This is a genomic window from Sphaerospermopsis reniformis (assembly GCF_005402885.1).
Taxonomy (GTDB): Bacteria; Cyanobacteriota; Cyanobacteriia; order Cyanobacteriales; family Nostocaceae; genus Sphaerospermopsis; species Sphaerospermopsis kisseleviana.
Window position 1 is genome coordinate 1 of the sequence record NZ_BJCE01000087.1, and the last position, 20,223, is coordinate 20,223.

Here is a 20,223-nt window from a genome sequence, read left to right on the forward strand (position 1 = left end):
TTGAAATCCCAAAAAATGCACACTTTTTCCGGTATACCCTTCAAAACCCTTGCACTAATTTCTGTGTTTATCAGCCTCTAACCTTTGATATATCAAGGTTTTAGGTTTATTCAGCAAACCCCAATTACGTAGTTTAAGTGTAGATACCGGACTTTTTAAAGAAGTCTGGTATCTTTAGCTGATTAACGATAATCTTGACTTTGAACACTCCGCAATTTCGCCGCATCTCTCATACCATAATCAGCACGGGTGAAGCGATTCAATTGCATTTCAAAAAACTCCCGATTTGCCTGTAAATGTTTAGGATTGGGATCATCTAAAGGATATAACAACGCAGTTCTTAAAGCTTGAATTACCGCAGATGTGACATTGTACATTGAACGTTGGAAAGTTACACCCAACTGAATCAACATATCATCTTCACCCCGACAATGTTTTTTGTAATAATCAACTAAATATTGGGGCAGAAAATGCAACATATCCTGCATTAATAATGTGGGTGGAATACCCGCAGTACCTACAGGGAATACGTCAGCGTAAAGAATGCCATAATGGAAGTCTTTTTGGTCTTCTGGTACTTGTCCTGCTTGGGCATTATAAGACTTTGTGCCTCTAAATGGTGCAGTCCGGTAAAATACAGCTTCTACATAGGGTAAAGCTGCTTCATATAACCAAGTAAAACCTTTAGATTTGGGAATGACTTCATAACATTCACCATCAACATAAACATGATGATAAATAGGACGACCGGCGATCGCAAAAATACCATTCACTAAAAAATTCATGGCATCAGGAACACCTTTAAAACCGCCTTCATCATAAATATCCGACATTTCAAAAAATACCGGTGCCATTACTTCCCAGAAAAGTCCTAAATTGGCATAATAAGACATCATCCGGCACTGTTCCAAAAACATATCAGGGAACAGTTTATAAAGTCCCAACATTAAAGGATTTTTCTTAAAGTAAGCTTTAATTGCTTTATCAGCATTAGCTTTATATTCATCCGAATCTAAATAGGCATCAAATTGATTTACAGGGGCGTACATTTTCCGATGCCATAACATCGCTTGCATACAAGCTTCCGCAAATTCCATGTTAATTCTGTCATGGAATAAATGATGTAGTAACTTTGGCATTTTGCGAGTTTCACCCTTTTCCATAAATGCCAAAAGTTCAGGATGTGCTGTAGCTTCACCGCGCCAAATTCTTAAATCAGCATCATCCCCTGCATAATGATTATGTAAGTCTAAATATTCTTGAGGTAAGAAATATTTAAAAGCAGGAAGAGGATTTAAAAAGACTCTTTCCCCAATATAAAGCAAGTCGCGCCAGTAAAAATCCATCGGTACTGCGTAAGCTTTATAAATACCGATGATTTGCATTAAGTTTTCTGGTGTATCTGGCAGCATTGAACCACCAGCTTCTAGACGATGAATGACATCGGCAAATTCGTGATTTGATGGTGGTAGTTTGGTGATTGGTTTATCGGGAGTTTGTACCATTTTGATTTCCTATATTTATGAATTTATCACGCAGAGACGCAGAGGCGCAGAGAGATTTAAGAGGTTAATAAATGTACTAGATTATCTATCTTATTCCTTTTCTTCTTCTCATTCTTCTCTTCCTTAGTGTTCTTCGTGCCTTCGTGGTTTTTCTCGTTTTTTTCTCGTTCCCATACAGAGTATGGGAATGAATTTTAAAAGGTTCTGCCTTTTAGTTTTTTTACAGTAGAGGCAGATCCTCTGAGATAGCATTCCCAGTCTCAGACTGGGAACGAGATCAATTTTTCTGACAAGCTGACAGCTTAAAAAATTACTTCAAAGCCACTTGAGAAATTACGGTTTTTTCAGGAGTAGGAATAGCTGCTACCATTGCTGTAGTTGTGGTTTCACTCCAGCGCACTAACCAGGTAGGTTGTACTCCCAAGAAAATGATCAGGGAAGCTAATATTAATGCGGGAATTTTTTCTGCCCAAACCACTCTGGGATAATAAGCTAAGTCGTTATTTAGTCTACCGAAACAGGTGCGGTTGAGAAGAATAACGAAGTAAACCGCAGTTAAACCAGAGGAAGCTACACACAATAATGTGGGGATGGGGAAGGTGGAAAAACTGCCTTGGAAAACGATAAATTCTGCAATAAAACCAGTTAAACCAGGGATACCGGCGCTGGCCATACCACCTAACACCAGTAAAGCACTGACGATAGGTAAACCGCGAATAGGACTCATTAAACCATTGAGTTTATCTAGTTCTCTTGTTCCAACTTTGGTTTCTACAAGTCCCACTAAATGGAAGAGAATAGCCAGAATTAAACCATGACTAAACATTTGCGCGACTGCACCAACTAAGGCGAGGTTGGTACTAGCTGCGGCTGCAAGTAAAATATAGCCCATGTGTCCGATTGAACTATATGCTACCATGCGCTTGATGTCTTTTTGGGCGATCGCTACAACTGCCCCATAAATTGCACTAACAGCACCCCATATTGCTAAGGTTGGTGCTACCACATTCCAAGCTTGGGGAAATAAACCAAACCCAAATCTTAAGAGTCCATAAGTTCCTAATTTAGCTAAAATTCCACCTAATAAAATAGCAATAGGTGCAGAAGCTTCAACGTAAGCATCAGGTAGCCAAGTATGGAAAGGAATTAAAGGAATTTTGATGCCAAAACCTAAAATTATTCCTACTAATAATAACAGTTGCATTCCCGCAGACAGGTTTTGAGTATTAACCGCATCTAAGGCAAAACTATGAGAACCACTTAACCAAACTATGCCCAGGAATGTTGCTAAAATAAATGCCCCGGAAACTGCTGTATAAATCAAAAATTTCATCCCAGCATAGGCGCGTTTTTCTCCTCCCCAAATGGAAATTAATAAATAGAAAGGTATTAATTCCAATTCATAGAAAAGGAAGAAAAGTAGTAAGTTTTGGGCTAAGAAAGCACCAGCAACACCACCGCTAACTAATAAAATCAGCGAATAGAAAAGTTTAGGACGTTCGGTATTTTGGTTACTGCTGTAAATGGCTATCCAAGTTAATAAGCTATTCAATATCAACATTAGAATTGATAGCCCATCAACACCTAATTGATAATTTAAACCCAAGGTTTCATTCCAAGGTAAATTCTCTTGAAACTGCATTCCTGGACTATTGATATCAAATTTCAGCAGGATGAAAGCATTCCACAATAGAACTACAAAGGAAAGAGTTAAAGCTACTAATCTAGTTCTCGTTTTAGGAATGACTGTATCTGGTAAAAATCCGATAATTGCAGCGCCAATAATTGGCAACCAAATTAAAACACTTAACATAATTGGGGATTGGTAATTGGTAATTGGTGATTGGTGATTGGTGATTGGGTAAAATTATGATATTTTGTTTCCTAATTTTCTTTCACCTATCACCTACTGATAGCTTTTAAAAAACCAAATTCATGAACTGCACACCCCAGAAAGGCCATGTAACCCAAGCACCTAAAACGCTAACTCCTAATAAAACAGTGAAAGCGTAAAATTGGGTTTGTCCATTGTTGCTATATTTCAACCCTTCCCCACCTAATAAGGAGAATAAACCGACAAAATTAACAATGCCATCAACGACAAATCTATCCACCATGTCAGCTAATTTAGAAAGTTGGGCAACGCCAAAAATGATGGTCATTTTGTAAAGGTTGGGGGTGTAAAAATCGTAAGCAAGTAAATTTTGTAAACCTTGGAAGGGTAAGCGAACTGGTTTAGGAATAATGTTTCCTAAATAAATTACAGCACTAATACTGCAACCGAAAATACTTGACCAAATAAATAACAGTGCCACATCTTTATTTAATGTTGCCCAACTAGGTAATAAAGATAAACTTTCCAACACTAAAGGCAGATGTAAAACAAAACCAAATAAAACCATCATTGGTAAAACCATCAACCAAATAGCTTCCGGTGAACGTTCACTCATTTGTTTGGGTTTACCACCAAAGATTAAACCAAATTCTCTGGTTAAACTAAAGGCTGTAAACACATTGACGGCAATTATTATTCCTACTAACCAAGGGTGTGTTCCCCATAAACCATCAGCTAATTTTACTAATGCCCAAAAACTTCCTAAAGGTGGGAAACCAATTAAACCCAATGTTCCCACAATAAATGCTAAACCGGAAATGGGACGACGTGACCATAAACCACCGAGTTGGGTAACGTCTTGGGTGACACTATTCCAAACTATTCCTCCGGTACTCATGACTAAAAGTGCAGCAGATAAAGCATGAGTGAGGACTAATAATAATGCGGCTTCATCCTGTTGTGTGCCTACGGCGATAAACACTAAGCCCATGTAAGCACTGACAGAATAAGATAAACAGCGTTTGATGTCAATTTGGGCGATCGCAATTAATGAACCACCAATAGCTGTAACTGCACCAATAGCTACCATTGCGGAGGAAGCTATGGGAGACAAACTAAATACAGGTTGTAATTTAATCAGCACCCATGCACCACTGGCAACTACCACTGAGTTCCGTAAAATGGTACTGGGAACAGGTCCTTCCATTGCTTCATCCAACCACAAATGCAAGGGAAACTGAGCGCATTTACCCATTGGACCGGCAATTAAAGCCAAACAAACCAAAGTAATAATTGTCGGGTCTACTTGGGCAGTTTGCGCCCAAATTGCTAAATCTTTATAATCCCAAGTTCCTGCTAAAGTCCACAGTCCGAGAACTCCCATTAACAGGAATAAGTCACCAACCCGCTTGGTTAAAAACGCATCTCGCGCACCGGTCACAACCAATGGTTGACTAAACCATAAACCTACCAACAGGTAAGTTCCTAAAGTGAGAATTTCTAAAACTACATAACTGAAAAATAGGTTATTACATAAAGCTAAGGCACATAAACCAGCTTCAAATAAACCTAATAAAGAATAAAATCTTCCCCAACCCCAGTCCATTTCCATATAACCCACAGCATAAACTTGGGCAAGGAAATTTAAACCCGTAATAACCATTAATGCCCCTACATTAATTGCAGAGAGTTCTAAATTAATAGTTAGTTTTAAACCTGCTGTGGATAACCAAGGAATAAATACCTCTTTAGCAGGATGATTCCAAGTACCCAGAAAGGCTATTGCAGAATGTAAAAACGCCAAAAATGTCATTACTAAGTTGACATAACCTGCCGGTCTTGGTCCGGTTTTCCTGATTATTCCCGGCGACCAAGGTAAAGCTAAAACACCACCTAATAAAGCATAGCAAGGGACTAGCCAAACGGTCTCTAGCAGGTACTGAGACATGAACTCACCTCTATATTTGCACTGAATATTGTTGCTTGTTTGTCAACAAGCGTTGATCCCTGATGATGTTAACTAGAAATAATAAGACAATTTTATTTTTGCTTAATATTGTTAGATATAGCTTACCGTTATCTCTGCCAAAAGGGAATTACTTAACTAGATAAATCCACGATATTTTATCTAATTTTTTCTTATAGTTCTATGGATTGATTTATCTGATAGTATCTATCGTATAGAATCTATGAATATACCAAGCAACAGGAAATAGCGGGAGCAAGGTCAAAAAAATTAATTCTTGCTCCTGACTCCTGTACATAAACTGCGCCAGAAAGTTTCTACTGACTTCTAGAAATTTGCAATTCTGCTATAATTGGTGCTGATGAGTTTATGTAGCTAATAGGGGCGGGTTTCATATCTCGGTAGTCGAGGATTTGAACGACAATTAGGTAAGCTATAGCTAAAAGTATAGAAATTGCACCTGTAATAATGGCGACTATTTTTGAACGGTTCATCAGAATTTCCTAAAAGTTAAAATTTGATAGTTGATAGTTGATAGTTGATAGTTGATAGCCTATTCCTGACTCCTGACTCCTGACTCCTGTACGGGCGTTCGCGTAGCGTGCTGGAAGCATCAGCATTCGGGCGTTCGCGTAGCGTGCCGAAGGCAATCAATTATCAATTTTTATCACAGGTTATTTTCCGAATGCTTCGCCCCTACTTCGCCCCTACGACTCCTGACTCCTTGAACTCCTGACTCCTTCTTTAATGAGTTCTGTAGCTTGTTGGGCAGAAAGAGGTTTATAGAACAGATATCCTTGCACATCATCACAATTAATAGACTTTAAGAAATCTAGTTATTCAGGCTTTTCTACTCCTTCAGCAATTAGTGTTAACCCCAAGCTGCGTCCCAAGTCAACTATAGCCTTGATGATATGAGCTACTTTAGCATCTCTGGCCAATTCTTTGATAAAAGACCGATCAATTCCATGCAGATGAAAGGGTTTTTCCAAGGTTTGTCAAATTCTGGGAGCTACTTGAGCTACTTATTCCTGATGATTCAATACAGCAAAATAACTATGAGATACACCCGACTTAAAGCCTGTCAAATAGACAGTGCCGACACTTCTAGAATAAAGCAGGAAGAAAAAGTCGACTTTTGTTCGCATTAGTTAGGGCTTGTCGAATAAATGTAAAACCTAGATAGAGTTAGCCGTTTTGTATCGGCTGACGGCAAGGAACACCATCAGAAACACTGAGAGAATTATTGCCTGGAGGTGAAGGAGATGCTTCTGGTGTCATGGGTGCGGCTAACTCTCCAGAAGCAGCGTTTTCTGTTTCATCACTCATAATCGGTGGACGAATGGCGCTAATAACTGTCTTGATGACAACAGCACAAGGAACCGCCACAATCACGCCCAAAAGTCCGCCGATTCTTGCCCCAGTCAAAACGGAAATGAGTATCCAAACTGGATTTAAACCTGTAAAACTTCCTAAAATCCGGGGTGCAATGATATTTTCCAGAATTTGCTGCACGATGACTGCGGCGGCTAAGACTCTAGCACCCATCCAAAAGTCTTGTAGGGAGACTAACAAAGTTGTCATGGCGATACCCACAGAACCACCAAAGGGGATTAGCGCCATAATGCCGATAGTTAAGCCAAACAACAACCCATAAGGTACTTTCAACCACAAAAAGGTAGGAATCAGAGCCGAGGCCATACAAGTAGATAAAATCAACTGGGTGATAAAGAAGTTTTGAAAACTTAGGCGTACTGTTCGGGAAAAAGGTTCACGAAATTTAGTAGGGAGCCATTCTACTAAGCTTTGCCAAAGTTCACCGCCATGTTGCAATAGATAGAAAGTCAAAACCATCGTTAACAGAAAGTCTAACAAGCTGGTAAAGGTGACGACAGCGAGATTTAATACTTGTCCGGCTATAGCTTGCAGTTGACTCTTGACGCGATCATTAATTTGCACGACGATAGCATCAAGATTAATCGGTAAGCCCATCATCTCGGCTTTTTCATTTAAAATCATTAACTGCGATCGCCCAGAGTCTATCAACTCTGGTAAACGGGCTACTAACTGCTGGGCTTGAGTTAGGGCTAGAGGAAAGAGGGTGACACCCAGCGCCAATAAAATTGATAAAGCTGATAAAAATACCAAAATGGCGACTTGTTCTCGTCTTGCACCGTGCTTTTCCATCCAACTTACTGGGTAGTTAAGCAGAAATGCCAGCACTGAGGCTCCGACTAAAATGACTATCAAAGAGTGGAAATAATGAAAAATTGCCGATATCGCCCAACCATTGAGAACTAATAGAGGAGCGAATAGCGCGATCGCCCCGATTCGCGCTACTGGTGTAAATGTTTGCCACCAGTCAAGTAGCTTTCGTGTCTGCATTTTTAGCTGATTGGGGATAGAACTAAATACAACTTAAGCTAAATTCTTGTTTACAGACTATTATCTCTAACTATATGAATCTTATGTCTTCCTCTGGTTTATGATGAGACCCTCCACAATGGAAAATCTACCACCTATTGATAATTACCCACCTGCTCCAGAAACTGCCACTTCTAAAAGATTGCTGCTTTTATACTTGATTCCTGTCATCGGCTTTTTTCCTTCCCTTTGGACTCTCTATCGCCATGAGGGTAGTCGGGAACAACTGGCCGTGAGTCGTCTGTCCATTACCTTGGGCTTTACATGGATGTTAGGGTACTTGCTGTTAGCAACTGGGGCAGCTACTTCAGATTTTTTTACACTCCGGTTGTTAATTCTTAACAGTTTTCTCACATCTGGTTACTTTTTAATGAGTGTTTGGTTAATTTTTCGTGTCATTCAAGGCAGGTCTTATCCTTTGCCTGGATTCAGTAGTTTTGCCGAGCGAATACTGCGTAAATAGTAAATTTACATTTGTTCATGTTTTTAACAATCTGAGGATTGATACCAGCATTTATAGGTAATCTACCCACCAATATCATCAAATAATCAAATTTGGTTTATTATTGCCATACTTCCATAAACTACTTCCATCAACTTCCCGGATGATCAAAAAATCAACAGAAATGCAGGTAAAGGTCTTGTAGTATCTACGATAGGTAAGTAAGTAGACAACACCAAGAATTATCCATCATGGTCTAATTTATTTACATATATTGAGTTGGTATTGAGTAGGCAAATTTACGGTATTTTAGCAGTCAGTGTGAGGAAATCTGTGACTAGTCAAAGAACATCAGCAGCAGGCAAAAAATCAGCGAAAGCTAAAGCTAAAGGCAAAAACTCTCGCAAATCAAAATCAGGTCGCTGGCTATGGTTTGCGGTGGGTATGGGCGGGATAGCAATGATCTCAGGTATGGCAGGGGCTTTGTTGGCTGTTTCTTGGGATAGTACACCTTTGCAGCAAGCTCAGTTAAGTGCTAAGGAGGCGGCAGTTTTTGATAGCGATCGCATTTCTGGCAATGGCTTCCAATTTTCTCAATTAACTCGCCCTGTGAATATCTTGGTGATGGGGATGAGTGTACTGCCTCCAGATATCCAAAATCCACCTATTGAAACCCAAGGACTTAGATATCTACCCCAAGTTAATTCTTTTGACGGTCTTGCTGATGTCATGCTCTTGATCAAGTTTGATCCAGATACCAAAAAAATAGTTATGCTTTCCATTCCCAGAGATACCCGGACAGAGGTTGAAGGGTTTGGGTTGAAAAAAATTAACGCCGCCAATGTCGATGGTGGACCGGCTTTAACTGCTAAAACTGTCAGCAATCTCTTGGGAGGCGTGGGAATTGATCGTTATGTCCGCATTAATGTCTTGGGTGTTGGCAAGTTAATTGATGCCTTGGGTGGTGTAACTGTCTATGTCCCCAAAGATATGAAATATAAGGATGATTCTCAACATTTATATATTAATTTAAAGGCTGGTAAACAGCATTTGGCAGGTGATCAAGCACTACAATTACTCCGGTTTCGCCATGATGAACTCGGAGATATTGGCAGGATTCAACGGCAACAAATGGTATTACGTGCCTTGATTGAACAAAGTCTTAATCCAGCAACATTAACACGATTACCAGAAATTCTAGAAACAGTGAGAGAACATATTGATACTAACTTATCTGTTGAGGAACTTGTGGCTTTGGTTGGTTTTGGGGCGCGAACCAATCGCTCTAATATGCAGATGTTAATGCTTCCCGGTCGTTTTAGTGAAAAACATGAGTATGAGGCTAGTTATTGGATACCCGATCCACAAATAATTAATAAATTAATGGTGCAAAACTTTGGTTTAGAATCAACATCAGTTGATCCTGAAATCACTGATCCCTCTCGGCTACGGATCGCAATTCAAGATAGTACAGGTGGCGATCGCTCTCAAATTCGTCCCTTAATTGCAGCTTTAGAACAAGCTGGATATCGTAATATCTTTATTTCTCAACCTTGGGGTGAACCTTTGGATACTACTCACATTGTTGCTCAACAAGGTGATAGTGATAGTGCTGAATCTATTCGTAATACTTTAGGTTTTGGAGAAGTGCGGGTTGAAAGCACTGGTAATATCGCCTCTGATATTAGTATTCAAGTAGGTCAAGATTGGTTACTACATAAACCAGTGTTTGAAAATATGGTTAGGTGACAGGTGACAGGTGACAGGAAGATGGGGAGTTGGGGAGTTGGGGAGATTTATTCTGTCTCCTGAACTCCTGAACTCCTAAGAAAAATCTACCAAGATGCAGCTTTACGTCTCTTATAGGGAACGCCAGTAAAAGGTTGAAAACCAGTGACAGGATAAGCGTCATCTGTAGGGCTAAAAATTCGCATGAAGGCTTCAGAAATAAATTGGGTCATACTAGCAAGCATTCTGGAGATAAACATAATCTAAGACTCCTTTTTTATGCCCTTTATCTGAGATATCTATTACTTTTACTTTAATGCTGATATTTGTTGGTTGCTCATATTCGCAATATATTTATATTTTACGCAATGTTTTTTTAGATTGCTTTGCAATACTTCATTGAGTTGAAGAATCACACTTTTTCTTTTAATTCTAATTGTAAATTCTTGGCGAGTAATCGGGTATTTTTCTGACATAATTATTAGTCTTACCATTAAAAACTGTGAAATAATAGATATATAAAGATATATAAAGATTAATTTGCCTTGATTGGCAAGGTTTTCAGGCATCATCTTTTCTATACTTGACATTAATTATGGTATGATTTACCATAATAAGAGAAGCACTCTTAGTAGGACGCTTTCAGATGACAGCTTTTGCAAATGTTGATGATGACAAGTACAGATACCAAAACCCAGAACTGAATCTTTGTCCTGAAAATTATAGTTTGCTGACAGACCTTTACCAGCTAACAATGGCAGCTTGTTACACAGGTGAAGGAATAGAACAAAAACGAGCCAGCTTTGAATTGTTTGTTAGACGCTTACCTGAAGGTTTTGGCTATTTAATAGCGATGGGTTTGGCGCAAGCTTTGGAATATTTAGCTAATTTTCGTTTTAATTCTGCCCAAATTGCTGCTTTACAAAGAACAGGTATATTTTATCATGCACCTGAGCGTTTTTGGTCATTATTAACAGAGGGTGGTTTTACTGGGGATGTGTGGGCAGTCCCAGAAGGAACTGCTGTATTTGCTAATGAGCCATTATTAAGAATTGAAGCGCCCTTATGGCAAGCACAAATAGTAGAAACTTATCTTTTAAATACACTTAATTATCAAACATTAATCGCTACCAGGGCTGCTAGATTACGTAATATTGCGGGGGAAAAAGCAAAACTCTTAGAATTTGGCACACGCAGAGCTTTTAGTCCTCAAGCTTCTTTATGGGCTGCAAGGGCAGCTTTAGCAGGTGGTTTAGATGCCACTTCCAATGTGTTAGCAGCATTACAACTAGGTGAAAACCCAACTGGTACAATGGCTCACGCTTTAGTAATGGCGTTATCAGCTTTAGAAGGAAGTGAACAACAAGCGTTTATAGCTTTTCATCAATATTTTCCGGGTGCGCCTTTATTGATTGATACTTTTGATACTGTTGCTGCTGCTGAAAAGTTAGCTAAAAAGGTAAATAGTGGGGAAATGACATTAACTGGGGTGAGGTTAGATTCTGGTGATTTAGTTAGTTTATCAAAACAAGTGCGATCGCTCCTACCACAAATTACAATTTTTGCCAGTGGTGACTTAGATGAATGGGAAATACAAAGATTAAAAAATCAAGGTGCAGAAATTGATGGTTATGGTTTAGGCACAAAGTTAGTAACAGGTTCTCCTGTAAATGGAGTTTATAAATTAGTAGACATTGATGGTATTCCGGTGATGAAAATGTCTAGCGGTAAGTTTACTTATCCTGGTAAAAAACAAATTTTTAGGTCTTTAGTTGATGGTAAATTACAATCTGATAGATTAGGTTTATTAGATGAAAATTCTGGGAAAGAAAAACCTTTGTTAGAGTTAGTGATGAAATCAGGTAAGCAGATAAAACCAACAGAAAATTTACAAACTATTCGAGAAAGAAGCGCATTATCTGTAGCGAGTTTACCCCAGGAAACAAGAAGTTTAGAAAATCCAATTTCTGTAAAAGTAGAAATTTCGGAAATGCTGCATGAGTTGAAGGAAAAGACTAAGAAACTAACCGCAAAGAACGCAAAGGACGCAAAGTAAGATGAAAAAGATCGCTTTATTTGGAACAAGTGCTGATCCACCAACTGCGGGACATCAAAAAATTATTAAATGGTTATCTCAACATTATGATTGGGTAGCGGTTTGGGCTGCTGATAATCCTTTTAAAGAGCAACAAACTCCTTTACCTCATCGTGCAGCAATGTTGAATTTGTTAATTACAGATATTCAAGCACCATTAGGTAATATTAGTTTGGAACAAGAATTAAGTAGTTGGCGAACTTTGGAAACATTAGAAAAAGCGAAATTAAGATGGGGTAATGATGTCGAATATACCTTAGTAATTGGATCAGATTTAGTTATTCAATTACCAAGATGGTATCATATTGAAGATTTATTAAAACAAGTGAAATTGTTGGTGATTCCTCGTCCTGGATATGTAATAGATAATATTAGTTTGGAAAAAATTAGGGAATTAGGAGGAAAAATTGCGATCGCTAGTTTAACCGGTTTAGATGTTTCCTCTACCGCTTTTCGTCAACAAAAAGACCATCAAACTCTCACACCACCTGTTATAGATTATATTTATCGGGAGAAATTGTACGTTTAAATGCCACTACGTAACCATAAGAAAATCTCAAATTCCACACTTCAACAAACTTTGGCTGATTTTAAAGTCGGTGTGGATAATGTCATATTTTCTGTAGATACTACCAAAAATCGGCTGTTAGTTTTATTAGTAATGCGACAGCAAGAACCATTTTTAAATTCTTGGAGTCTCCCTGGTACTTTAGTTAGACAAAGAGAATCTTTAGAAGATGCTGCTTATCGCATTATGGCAGAAAAAATAAAGGTTAATAATCTTTATTTAGAACAACTTTATACTTTTGGTAGTCCAAACCGTGACCCCAGAGAAGAAATTAATAGTTATGGAGTGCGTTATTTATCAGTTAGTTATTTTGCTTTAGTTCGGTTTGAAGAAGCAGAATTAATTGCTGATAAAGTTGCGGGTATTGCATGGTATCCCGTTAAACAAATACCTCAGTTAGCATTTGATCATAATGAAATTATCACCTATGGACACAGAAGACTGAAAAATAAATTAGAATATAGTCCCGTAGCATTTGATGTTTTACCAGAAACCTTTACTTTAAATGACTTATATCAGTTATACACCACAGTTTTAGGGGAAAACTTTTCTGATTATTCAAATTTTCGAGCGCGTTTATTGAAACTTGGTTTTTTATTAGATACAGGAATTAAAGTATCAAGAGGTGCAGGTCGTCCCGCGAGTTTATATAAATTTGATGCAGAAGCTTTTGCACCGTTTAAGGATAAACCTTTAGTTTTTATTTAAATTAGGTGACAGGTGACAGTTAATAGAGAATAGATAAAAATTAGTTACAAATCACCAATTACCAATCACCAATTACCAATTACCAATTACCAATTACCTATTCCCTTGTCTTATGAAAATTGCAATTGCCCAACTTAACCCTATCATCGGTGACTTAACAGGAAACACTCAAAAAATCCTGGAAGTTGCACAACAAGCAGCAGCAAATAATGTCCGTTTATTATTAACACCTGAACTGTCTTTATGTGGTTATCCACCCAGGGATTTATTATTAAATCCTAGTTTTGTGAAATCAATGGATATCACATTAAAAAAATTAGCTCAAGATTTACCAGCTAATTTAGCTGTTTTAGTGGGAACTGTAGTTAAAAATAAAGATGCTCATATTACAGGGGGTAAAACTTTATTTAATAGTATTGCTTTATTAGAAGCAGGAAAAATTAAACAATATTTCTATAAGCGACTATTACCAACTTACGATGTATTTGATGAAAATCGCTATTTTGAACCAGGATTGCAAGCTAATTATTTCGCTTTAGATGATATCAATATTGGTGTGACTATTTGCGAAGATTTATGGAATGATGAGGAATTTTGGGGAAAACGTCATTATGCAGTTAATCCCATTGCTGATTTATCCATTTTAGGTGTAGATTTAATTGTCAATTTATCCGCTTCTCCTTATACAGTTGGTAAGCAAAAATTAAGGGAAGCAATGTTAAAACATAGTGCAGCCAATTTTCAACAGTCAATTATTTATACTAATCAAGTTGGTGGAAATGATGATTTAATATTTGATGGACGTAGTTTTGCTGTAAATAATCAGGGTGAAATTATTTGTCGTGCTAAAGGTTTTGAAACAGATTTTTTAACTATTGAATTTGATGAACAAATGCGCGATTTACAGTTAGATTCTATTTCCCCAGTTTATGAATCTGAAGATCAGGAAATTTGGCAAGCTTTGGTTTTAGGTGTGCGAGATTATGTGAAAAAATGCCGTTTTTCTCAAATTGTTTTAGGTTTAAGTGGTGGTATTGATTCCGCTTTAGTTGCTGCTATTGCGACAACTGCATTAGGTAAAGAAAATGTTTTAGGTGTATTAATGCCTTCTCCTTATAGTTCTGAACATTCTGTGAGTGATGCTTTAAAGTTAGGGGAAAATTTAGGAATTAAAACTCAAATTTTACCTATTGGGGAATTAATGCAAAGTTTTGATCATACTTTAGCTGATTTATTCACAGGTACAGAATTTGGTATTGCTGAGGAAAATATTCAATCTCGCATTCGTGGTACTTTGTTAATGGGGATATCTAATAAATTTGGACATCTGCTTTTATCTACTGGTAATAAATCAGAAATGGCTGTAGGTTATTGTACACTTTATGGTGATATGAATGGTGGTTTAGCGGTAATTGCAGATGTGCCAAAAACCCGTGTTTATTCTATTTGTAATTGGTTAAATACCCATCATCAAAAAGAAATTATTCCTCAACATATTATCACAAAAGCACCAAGTGCAGAGTTAAAACCTGGTCAAGTTGATCAAGATTCTTTACCAGCTTATGACATTTTAGATGATATTTTAGAACGGTTGATTAATAAACATCAATCAGCAGGGGAAATAGTTAATGCAGGTCATGATCAAGTAATAGTAAATAGGGTGTTAAAACTGGTTTCTATTGCGGAATTTAAACGCCGTCAAGCAGCACCAGGATTGAAAATTACTGATCGTGCTTTTGGTACTGGTTGGAGAATGCCTATTGCTAGCAAGGTAATTGGTGACTGGTGACTGGTGACTGGTGACTGGTGACTGGGGAAAATCAAGTCAAAAGTCAAAAATTCTGTTCCCTAATAATTACGAATTACATTCGCGTAGCGTTTCCGAAGGAAATATTACAAATTACACCTTTTCCTTTTGAGGTGTAGCAATACCCCGCTTCACTAAACCAGCTTCCAATTCTTCAATAAAACGCACATCTTCTTTTAATAAAGGTTGCTGATAACTCGCTTTTGGTTGCTTTTCTAAAAAACTAAATGCTTGTCTAAATTGTTGAGGAGTAGCTTTAATAGGTGCATCAAAATGACAAGAAATAATTTGTTGAAAATCCCAATTTGCAATTTGATCAGCCCATTCTATTACTTCTCTTCCTCCTTGAGGAAGGATGAGAATTTGTAAAATTGGGGCGACAAAAGGACGACCATTACCAGATAATGCAGTAAAGGTATCTTGCCAATTTTCATCCCATTTAAAGGGGAAAAAACCAAAGTATGCTTGATGTGAACGATCAGGGGATTTTTTGGCATCTTTCCACATTTCCCCAAGTTGAGAAATTTTGACTGCACTGGGACGAAAATAAATTGCAAATAAAGCTATTCTTTGCCAACCACGACGACGGTTATGAGCATTATCTATCATTTTTTGCTGGGCGTTGTCTCTAGCATGAAATAGTAAGGGATAGGGATCTATTTGTAAAATTTCCGGTGGTTCTTCAGAAATAGAAAGTATGGTATCTGTTAATAATAAAGTGCGAGATGGTTTGTGTAATAATGCAACTTCTTGGAAAGAACCTTTACCTAAATTGATATCTAAAATTTTATATTCAAATTCATTACCAAAGGGGTTGTTTTGATGATTTATTGATAAAAATAATGTCCGTTTTTGAGGAAAACCTAACCAACTGAGGGGAAGATTAAAAGGAATACTCCATTGATGGGGAGCAACATAAACTAAAGCCTGGGGAAATTTTCTGGCAAAAGGACCGACAAATATTTTATGTTCTAAACCGGAACTGGTAGGTAAAATTATATATTTTACTTCCCCATGTTTTTGTTCCAATTCTTTTACTAAATTGATACATTCTGGAGTAGGTGCTACAGGTGCATAAACTAAAAGTCCGCCTTCCTGTAGCTTAATTATAGTCATTCTAACTGGTACAACTGTATACAGAATGCCCTGTAATTGATCAAATATCCATAGGCTATCTTTGATAATTTCTCGGCATATAGTCTTTCTTTTTCCGTAGGGATACAGAGGTAAAATAGGCCAAAAAGACCATGACAAATTTTGCTGATTTTCTATTCCCTGAGTATTCATAATTTTGGTAATTCACCAGAGTCTATTTCTTATTTTTAGCATTGGTTAGAGTTCAGTAATTATTTAATTTGTCAAGGAATTTTTTTCTGCTACCTACTAACATTAACCTCCGATCTCTCTGAGCATATTTTCTACTCTGTTTGCACCTTCTGCATCATTACTGCTGCGATATAAACTAAGAGCTTGTCTTAAAGCATTGCTGGCCTGTTCAGTTTGTCTACGTTGTTTGAACATTGAACCCATCAATTCATAAGTACGTGGATTGTTACGGTTTAATTTAATTGCTTCTTCAAAAGCCCACATCGCTGAAGTATAATCACCTAAAGCAGTTTGTGTGACACCTAAACCTAAATAAGCATTAAAATTGCTACGGTTTAGCTGGATGGATCGACGATAAGCTTCTTTTGCTCCGTTGGTGTCTCCTAAATTACCTTTGATATAACCTACAGCGTAATAAAAGTCACTATTATTCCCATCTAGGGCGATCGCACGACGATAAGCAGTTAAAGCTAACTGAAAATTACCTTGTTGAGCATATAAGAACCCAATTCCAGAATGAATTCTCGCATTGCTGGGAGCTAATTTTGCTGCTTCCTGATAGGCAGCGATCGCCCCATTATAATCCCCCGCATCGACTAATCTCCGCCCTTCCTCTAATAATTCCCTTAACCGTGGGTTACTTGCTTGGGCAACTAATACCTCTGTACTTTCAGCCACTACAGGAATTGCAGTTACAAAACTTCCTAATAATAGAACAGCCACCAAAAATGATGTTTGTTTGTATACCATAAAGATCCTTAAATTTTAGTGAAGTTTTTGTTTGTACATTAAAACAAAAATATTTAGTTTTGAAAACTGTATTTATTCACATTAACAAAATCTTCTAAAATTGGTAATTTTTAGAACCCTGTCCTGTTGCTGTATATAGGAATTCAGGCGAACATCTATACTCATCTGATAAGTGGCAAGACTATGAACTAGATGCAATTCAATTGGCATTTACAAGTGTGGCAGGATGAAAATATAGGATGAAAATAAGATCCAAAAAGTTCCAGAAGTTATGGCAATCTGTATCAGAGGCACATAAAAACCCAAACTTTAAACTATTGGCTGTCAATAAGTAAATATTATGCTTTTAAGCATAACCGATGTCATTCAAGGCGCTGTCATTGATTCATATTTGGGCATTGTCACAGCGGAAGTTGTCTATGGCAGCAATTTTTTGCGGGACTTTTTAGCCAGCATTAGGGATATTGTTGGTGGACGGGACGTACTGGCAGCTACGAACGTTTATTTGAAGAAGGACAACGGAAAGCACTAGAACAACTAGTACAAAGAGCGCAACGTTTAGGAGCAGATGCTGTGATCGGAATTGAAATTGATACAGGCACAATTAACGTTGACCAATCTGGAGTTTTGTTACTGATTACTGCTACAGGTACGGCTGTAAAAATGCGTTAGAATTTTGTCTTTTTTGAATATGTAAAAAGTCTGAAAAATTCAACATTACATCTATATTTCCAAACTGTATTTCACAACCTTATCTTCTCACTAAAGACATAGTAATTAACTCTTTCCACTGATAGATAATAAAAACACAAAATAGCAATTTAATTGTAAATAAAAGCATAAAGCATAAATATACCTGAGCAACTTTACTGAAATAGCAAGGGAGAAAATAAACTATGTCTTATGTAAATAGAATAGGGGATGAAATTCTGCCTTCTGAGTCTGCGGTAGCAACAAGAGTAACAGAATACCGCGATCGCGTGCGGTGGGGTCCAATAATTTCCGGTGTTTTAGTTGCTCTAGCTACGCAATTAATATTAAGTTCATTTTTTGGGGCGTTAGGTGCAGGTAGAATTGCTGACTCTTTAGCACCAAGAAGCATAGCAACAGGTATTATTAGTAATGTAGGAATTTGGTCAACTTTAGCTTTATTACTTTCCCTGTTTCTGGGTGGTTGGATAGCAACCCGTGGTTGTGGACCAATGCACCGAGATACAGCTTTACTTAACGGTGCAATTCTTTGGGCGACTACTTTAGCAATTAGCTCTTTTCTATTAGCAAATGGAGTCTGGGGTGCTTTTGGGGTTGCTGCTTACAATGCAGCATCAGTAATTAATCAAATTCAAGGACAAGGTACTACGATACCACAAAATTTACCTGCTTTAACTGCTGAACAAACTCGTGAAATTGCCGCAGCAACTTCCAGAACTTTATGGTGGTTTGTCCTTGGTTCTCTATTAAGTTTAGCAGCAGCATTAATGGGTGCAGTTGCAGGTGCGCGTAGTCCTCGGACTAATAATTACAATCATTGATTTTGTCTGTGTTGAATATTTATCATATCTGTTTTTTTGGTAATGGGTAATTGGTAATTGGTGATTAGATCCCTGATTTATTATTTATTAAATGAATCGGGGATCTAATGACTCTTTTCATTGTTAAATCATTTAACTTTAGCGTTGATATTTTCCCATTAATTCGGCTTTTGCTAAAACATGACCTGCTATTGCTGTTAAAATTTGATTTTTACTAACACCAGGTTCTAAATTTAGCTTTTTATCTAAAGCATAAAGATGGAAAAAATAACGGTGAGTTCCACTAGGAGGACAAGGACCACCATAACCCAATTTGCCAAAATCATTTTTACCCTGTATCCCACCAATAGGAATAGTTTTACCCGCAGGAATTTTTTCCGCTAATTGGTTAACTGAAGGGGGAATATCATAAATAACCCAATGTACAAAAGTCATTTTTGGTGCATCGGGGTCATCAACAATTAATGCTAAACTTTGGGTATTGGGGGGAATTTCATCCCAATTTAAAGGCGGCGAAATATCCGCGCCATCACAGGTATATTTTGCAGGAATTAAACCATTATCTACAAAAGCACTGCTAGTTAATTTCATGGTTTTTGCTACCTTGGAATTACAACTAATTAGAGATAGTCCTAATAATCCAAAAATAGCAAAGGAATGAGTTATAAAAACTCGCCTTTTAGTTATATATATCAAGATCATGTCCCCTTATAAATTATCCCCTACCACTTCAAAAATGCTTCTTCTACTCCTTTTTCTCTTCTAATTTTTGCATCAATTTCAAACCAGTTAATAATTTGTTTTGCTGTCAAATCTTCAATGGGTACATCATATTCTTTGGCAATATGTTGTAAAATCCGTAAGGAGGAAATTGTCAATCTGGTTAAAAACTTTTCAGGGGAAGATAATAAAGCTGCGTCAACTTGTGCAGATTCGTCAGGGGTTAAAAATTGGGTTGATGATTGGTTGGGGGAGATATCCATAAGATTTAAACTGAAGTTGTTTTTATAATATTAAATCATATTGTGGTAATTTTTGAGTAATTGTTTTTTCTCACGCTCCAGACGCAGAGAACTCAGAGAGGCGTTAATCATGGGGTTTGAGTTTCATTAACCATATTTGATGGTATATTAAATGTAGTTGAGTTAATTTGAGGTTAATACAAAGATGACACAGGAATTAATAGACCTCAGAAATAGTATCTTAGAACAGCGTTATAGCGATGCTTTAGCTATTGTTGATGAGTTAGAGGGGATGAGTAAGAAAGCAATTATACAACAAATAAAGTCTTTTTTAAAGATTTTACTAATACATTTAATTAAAAATCAAATTGAGCAACGGCTAACCAATTCCTGGGCAGCTTCTATTAGAAATTCAGTGGTAGGTATTCAAGATATCAACTTAAAGGAAAATAAAAAATCCTATTATATTAATGTTGATGAATGGGAAGATTTAATTTTAGAGGAGGTTATAGAGAAAGCTATTGCTGATGCAAGTGATGAGGTTTTAAATGGTGCATATAATCAATTTCAATTAGA

19 protein-coding genes and 2 pseudogenes are annotated in these 20,223 nt (G+C 37.3%); 9 read left to right on the plus strand and 12 right to left on the minus strand.

What is annotated here, in order from left to right:
* Positions 1 to 182: 182 nt before the first annotated feature.
* The 6 genes and pseudogenes from FFR48_RS13725 to FFR48_RS13745 all read right to left on the minus strand — a co-directional run bounded on the left by FFR48_RS13725 (position 183) and on the right by FFR48_RS13745 (position 7,690).
* Complete coding sequence (locus tag FFR48_RS13725; RefSeq protein ID WP_096566595.1) at positions 183 to 1,505, minus strand: CO2 hydration protein; 1,323 nt, start codon at positions 1,503 to 1,505, stop codon at positions 183 to 185.
* A 310-nt stretch (positions 1,506 to 1,815) separates the two neighbouring features.
* Positions 1,816 to 3,318 carry an NADH-quinone oxidoreductase subunit M gene (locus FFR48_RS13730; RefSeq protein WP_096566597.1) on the minus strand — a complete coding sequence of 501 codons (1,503 nt, stop codon included), beginning with the start codon at positions 3,316 to 3,318 and terminating at the stop codon, positions 1,816 to 1,818.
* 106 nt (positions 3,319 to 3,424) lie between these two features.
* Positions 3,425 to 5,287, minus strand: a complete 1,863-nt coding sequence (locus FFR48_RS13735) for an NAD(P)H-quinone oxidoreductase subunit F (RefSeq protein WP_096566599.1) — start codon at positions 5,285 to 5,287, stop codon at positions 3,425 to 3,427.
* A gap of 335 nt (positions 5,288 to 5,622) precedes the next feature.
* Positions 5,623 to 5,799, minus strand: a complete 177-nt coding sequence (locus FFR48_RS28995; RefSeq protein ID WP_187039704.1) for a hypothetical protein — start codon at positions 5,797 to 5,799, stop codon at positions 5,623 to 5,625.
* Between the two features lie 213 nt (positions 5,800 to 6,012).
* Positions 6,013 to 6,288: pseudogene (locus FFR48_RS13740) on the minus strand (EAL domain-containing protein); the annotation flags it as partial.
* Between the two features lie 205 nt (positions 6,289 to 6,493).
* A complete protein-coding gene (locus FFR48_RS13745) occupies positions 6,494 to 7,690 on the minus strand; it encodes an AI-2E family transporter (RefSeq protein WP_137667742.1) in 1,197 nt (398 codons plus the stop codon).
* Between the two features lie 118 nt (positions 7,691 to 7,808).
* Here FFR48_RS13745 and FFR48_RS13750 point away from each other — a divergent pair, with 118 nt between their 5' ends.
* Both FFR48_RS13750 and FFR48_RS13755 read left to right on the plus strand, forming a co-directional pair.
* A complete protein-coding gene (locus FFR48_RS13750; RefSeq protein ID WP_137667743.1) occupies positions 7,809 to 8,192 on the plus strand; it encodes a hypothetical protein in 384 nt (127 codons plus the stop codon).
* Positions 8,193 to 8,504: 312 nt separating this feature from the next.
* Positions 8,505 to 9,920, plus strand: a complete 1,416-nt coding sequence (locus FFR48_RS13755) for an LCP family protein (protein ID WP_137667744.1) — start codon at positions 8,505 to 8,507, stop codon at positions 9,918 to 9,920.
* Between the two features lie 86 nt (positions 9,921 to 10,006).
* Here the strand turns inward: FFR48_RS13755 and FFR48_RS13760 are convergent, their stop codons facing one another.
* Positions 10,007 to 10,159 (minus strand): nicotinate phosphoribosyltransferase, encoded by a 153-nt coding sequence (locus FFR48_RS13760; protein WP_096566607.1) that lies wholly within the window; start codon positions 10,157 to 10,159, stop codon positions 10,007 to 10,009.
* 48 nt (positions 10,160 to 10,207) lie between these two features.
* A complete protein-coding gene (locus FFR48_RS13765; RefSeq protein WP_137667745.1) occupies positions 10,208 to 10,489 on the minus strand; it encodes a hypothetical protein in 282 nt (93 codons plus the stop codon).
* A 56-nt stretch (positions 10,490 to 10,545) separates the two neighbouring features.
* Here FFR48_RS13765 and FFR48_RS13770 point away from each other — a divergent pair, with 56 nt between their 5' ends.
* The 4 genes from FFR48_RS13770 (at position 10,546) to FFR48_RS13785 (ending at position 15,059) form a co-directional block, all read left to right on the plus strand.
* Positions 10,546 to 11,955, plus strand: a complete 1,410-nt coding sequence (locus FFR48_RS13770) for a nicotinate phosphoribosyltransferase (RefSeq protein ID WP_137667746.1) — start codon at positions 10,546 to 10,548, stop codon at positions 11,953 to 11,955.
* 1 nt (position 11,956) lies between these two features.
* The gene (locus FFR48_RS13775; protein WP_096566613.1) at positions 11,957 to 12,523 is read left to right on the plus strand and encodes a nicotinate-nucleotide adenylyltransferase; all 567 of its coding nucleotides are present in this window, start codon (positions 11,957 to 11,959) and stop codon (positions 12,521 to 12,523) included.
* Positions 12,524 to 13,270 carry an NUDIX hydrolase gene (locus FFR48_RS13780; protein WP_137667747.1) on the plus strand — a complete coding sequence of 249 codons (747 nt, stop codon included), beginning with the start codon at positions 12,524 to 12,526 and terminating at the stop codon, positions 13,268 to 13,270.
* A gap of 112 nt (positions 13,271 to 13,382) precedes the next feature.
* Positions 13,383 to 15,059 carry an NAD+ synthase gene (locus tag FFR48_RS13785; RefSeq protein ID WP_137667748.1) on the plus strand — a complete coding sequence of 559 codons (1,677 nt, stop codon included), beginning with the start codon at positions 13,383 to 13,385 and terminating at the stop codon, positions 15,057 to 15,059.
* 111 nt (positions 15,060 to 15,170) lie between these two features.
* On the opposite strand, the gene FFR48_RS13790 is transcribed toward FFR48_RS13785, so the two are convergent.
* Both FFR48_RS13790 and FFR48_RS13795 read right to left on the minus strand, forming a co-directional pair.
* Positions 15,171 to 16,364, minus strand: coding sequence for a DUF4336 domain-containing protein (locus FFR48_RS13790; protein WP_137667749.1), 1,194 nt, complete (start codon positions 16,362 to 16,364; stop codon positions 15,171 to 15,173).
* A 102-nt stretch (positions 16,365 to 16,466) separates the two neighbouring features.
* Positions 16,467 to 17,153 (minus strand): tetratricopeptide repeat protein, encoded by a 687-nt coding sequence (locus FFR48_RS13795; protein WP_137667750.1) that lies wholly within the window; start codon positions 17,151 to 17,153, stop codon positions 16,467 to 16,469.
* A gap of 340 nt (positions 17,154 to 17,493) precedes the next feature.
* Here FFR48_RS13795 and FFR48_RS13800 point away from each other — a divergent pair.
* Together FFR48_RS13800 and FFR48_RS13805 are read left to right on the plus strand one after the other, a co-directional pair.
* Positions 17,494 to 17,825: pseudogene (locus FFR48_RS13800) on the plus strand (YbjQ family protein).
* A 224-nt stretch (positions 17,826 to 18,049) separates the two neighbouring features.
* A complete protein-coding gene (locus FFR48_RS13805) occupies positions 18,050 to 18,685 on the plus strand; it encodes a hypothetical protein (RefSeq protein ID WP_137667751.1) in 636 nt (211 codons plus the stop codon).
* 138 nt (positions 18,686 to 18,823) lie between these two features.
* Here FFR48_RS13805 and FFR48_RS13810 read toward each other — a convergent pair whose 3' ends face one another.
* Positions 18,824 to 19,276: a YbhB/YbcL family Raf kinase inhibitor-like protein gene (locus FFR48_RS13810; protein WP_236104070.1), complete on the minus strand. Its 453-nt coding sequence runs from the start codon at positions 19,274 to 19,276 to the stop codon at positions 18,824 to 18,826.
* Between the two features lie 131 nt (positions 19,277 to 19,407).
* Positions 19,408 to 19,668 carry an NDH complex assembly factor CRR9 gene (locus tag FFR48_RS13815; protein WP_137667752.1) on the minus strand — a complete coding sequence of 87 codons (261 nt, stop codon included), beginning with the start codon at positions 19,666 to 19,668 and terminating at the stop codon, positions 19,408 to 19,410.
* A 184-nt stretch (positions 19,669 to 19,852) separates the two neighbouring features.
* On the opposite strand from FFR48_RS13815, the gene FFR48_RS13820 reads away from it, so the two are divergent.
* A partial coding sequence (locus FFR48_RS13820) for a DUF29 family protein (RefSeq protein WP_137667753.1) occupies positions 19,853 to 20,223 on the plus strand: 371 nt, incomplete at its 3' end.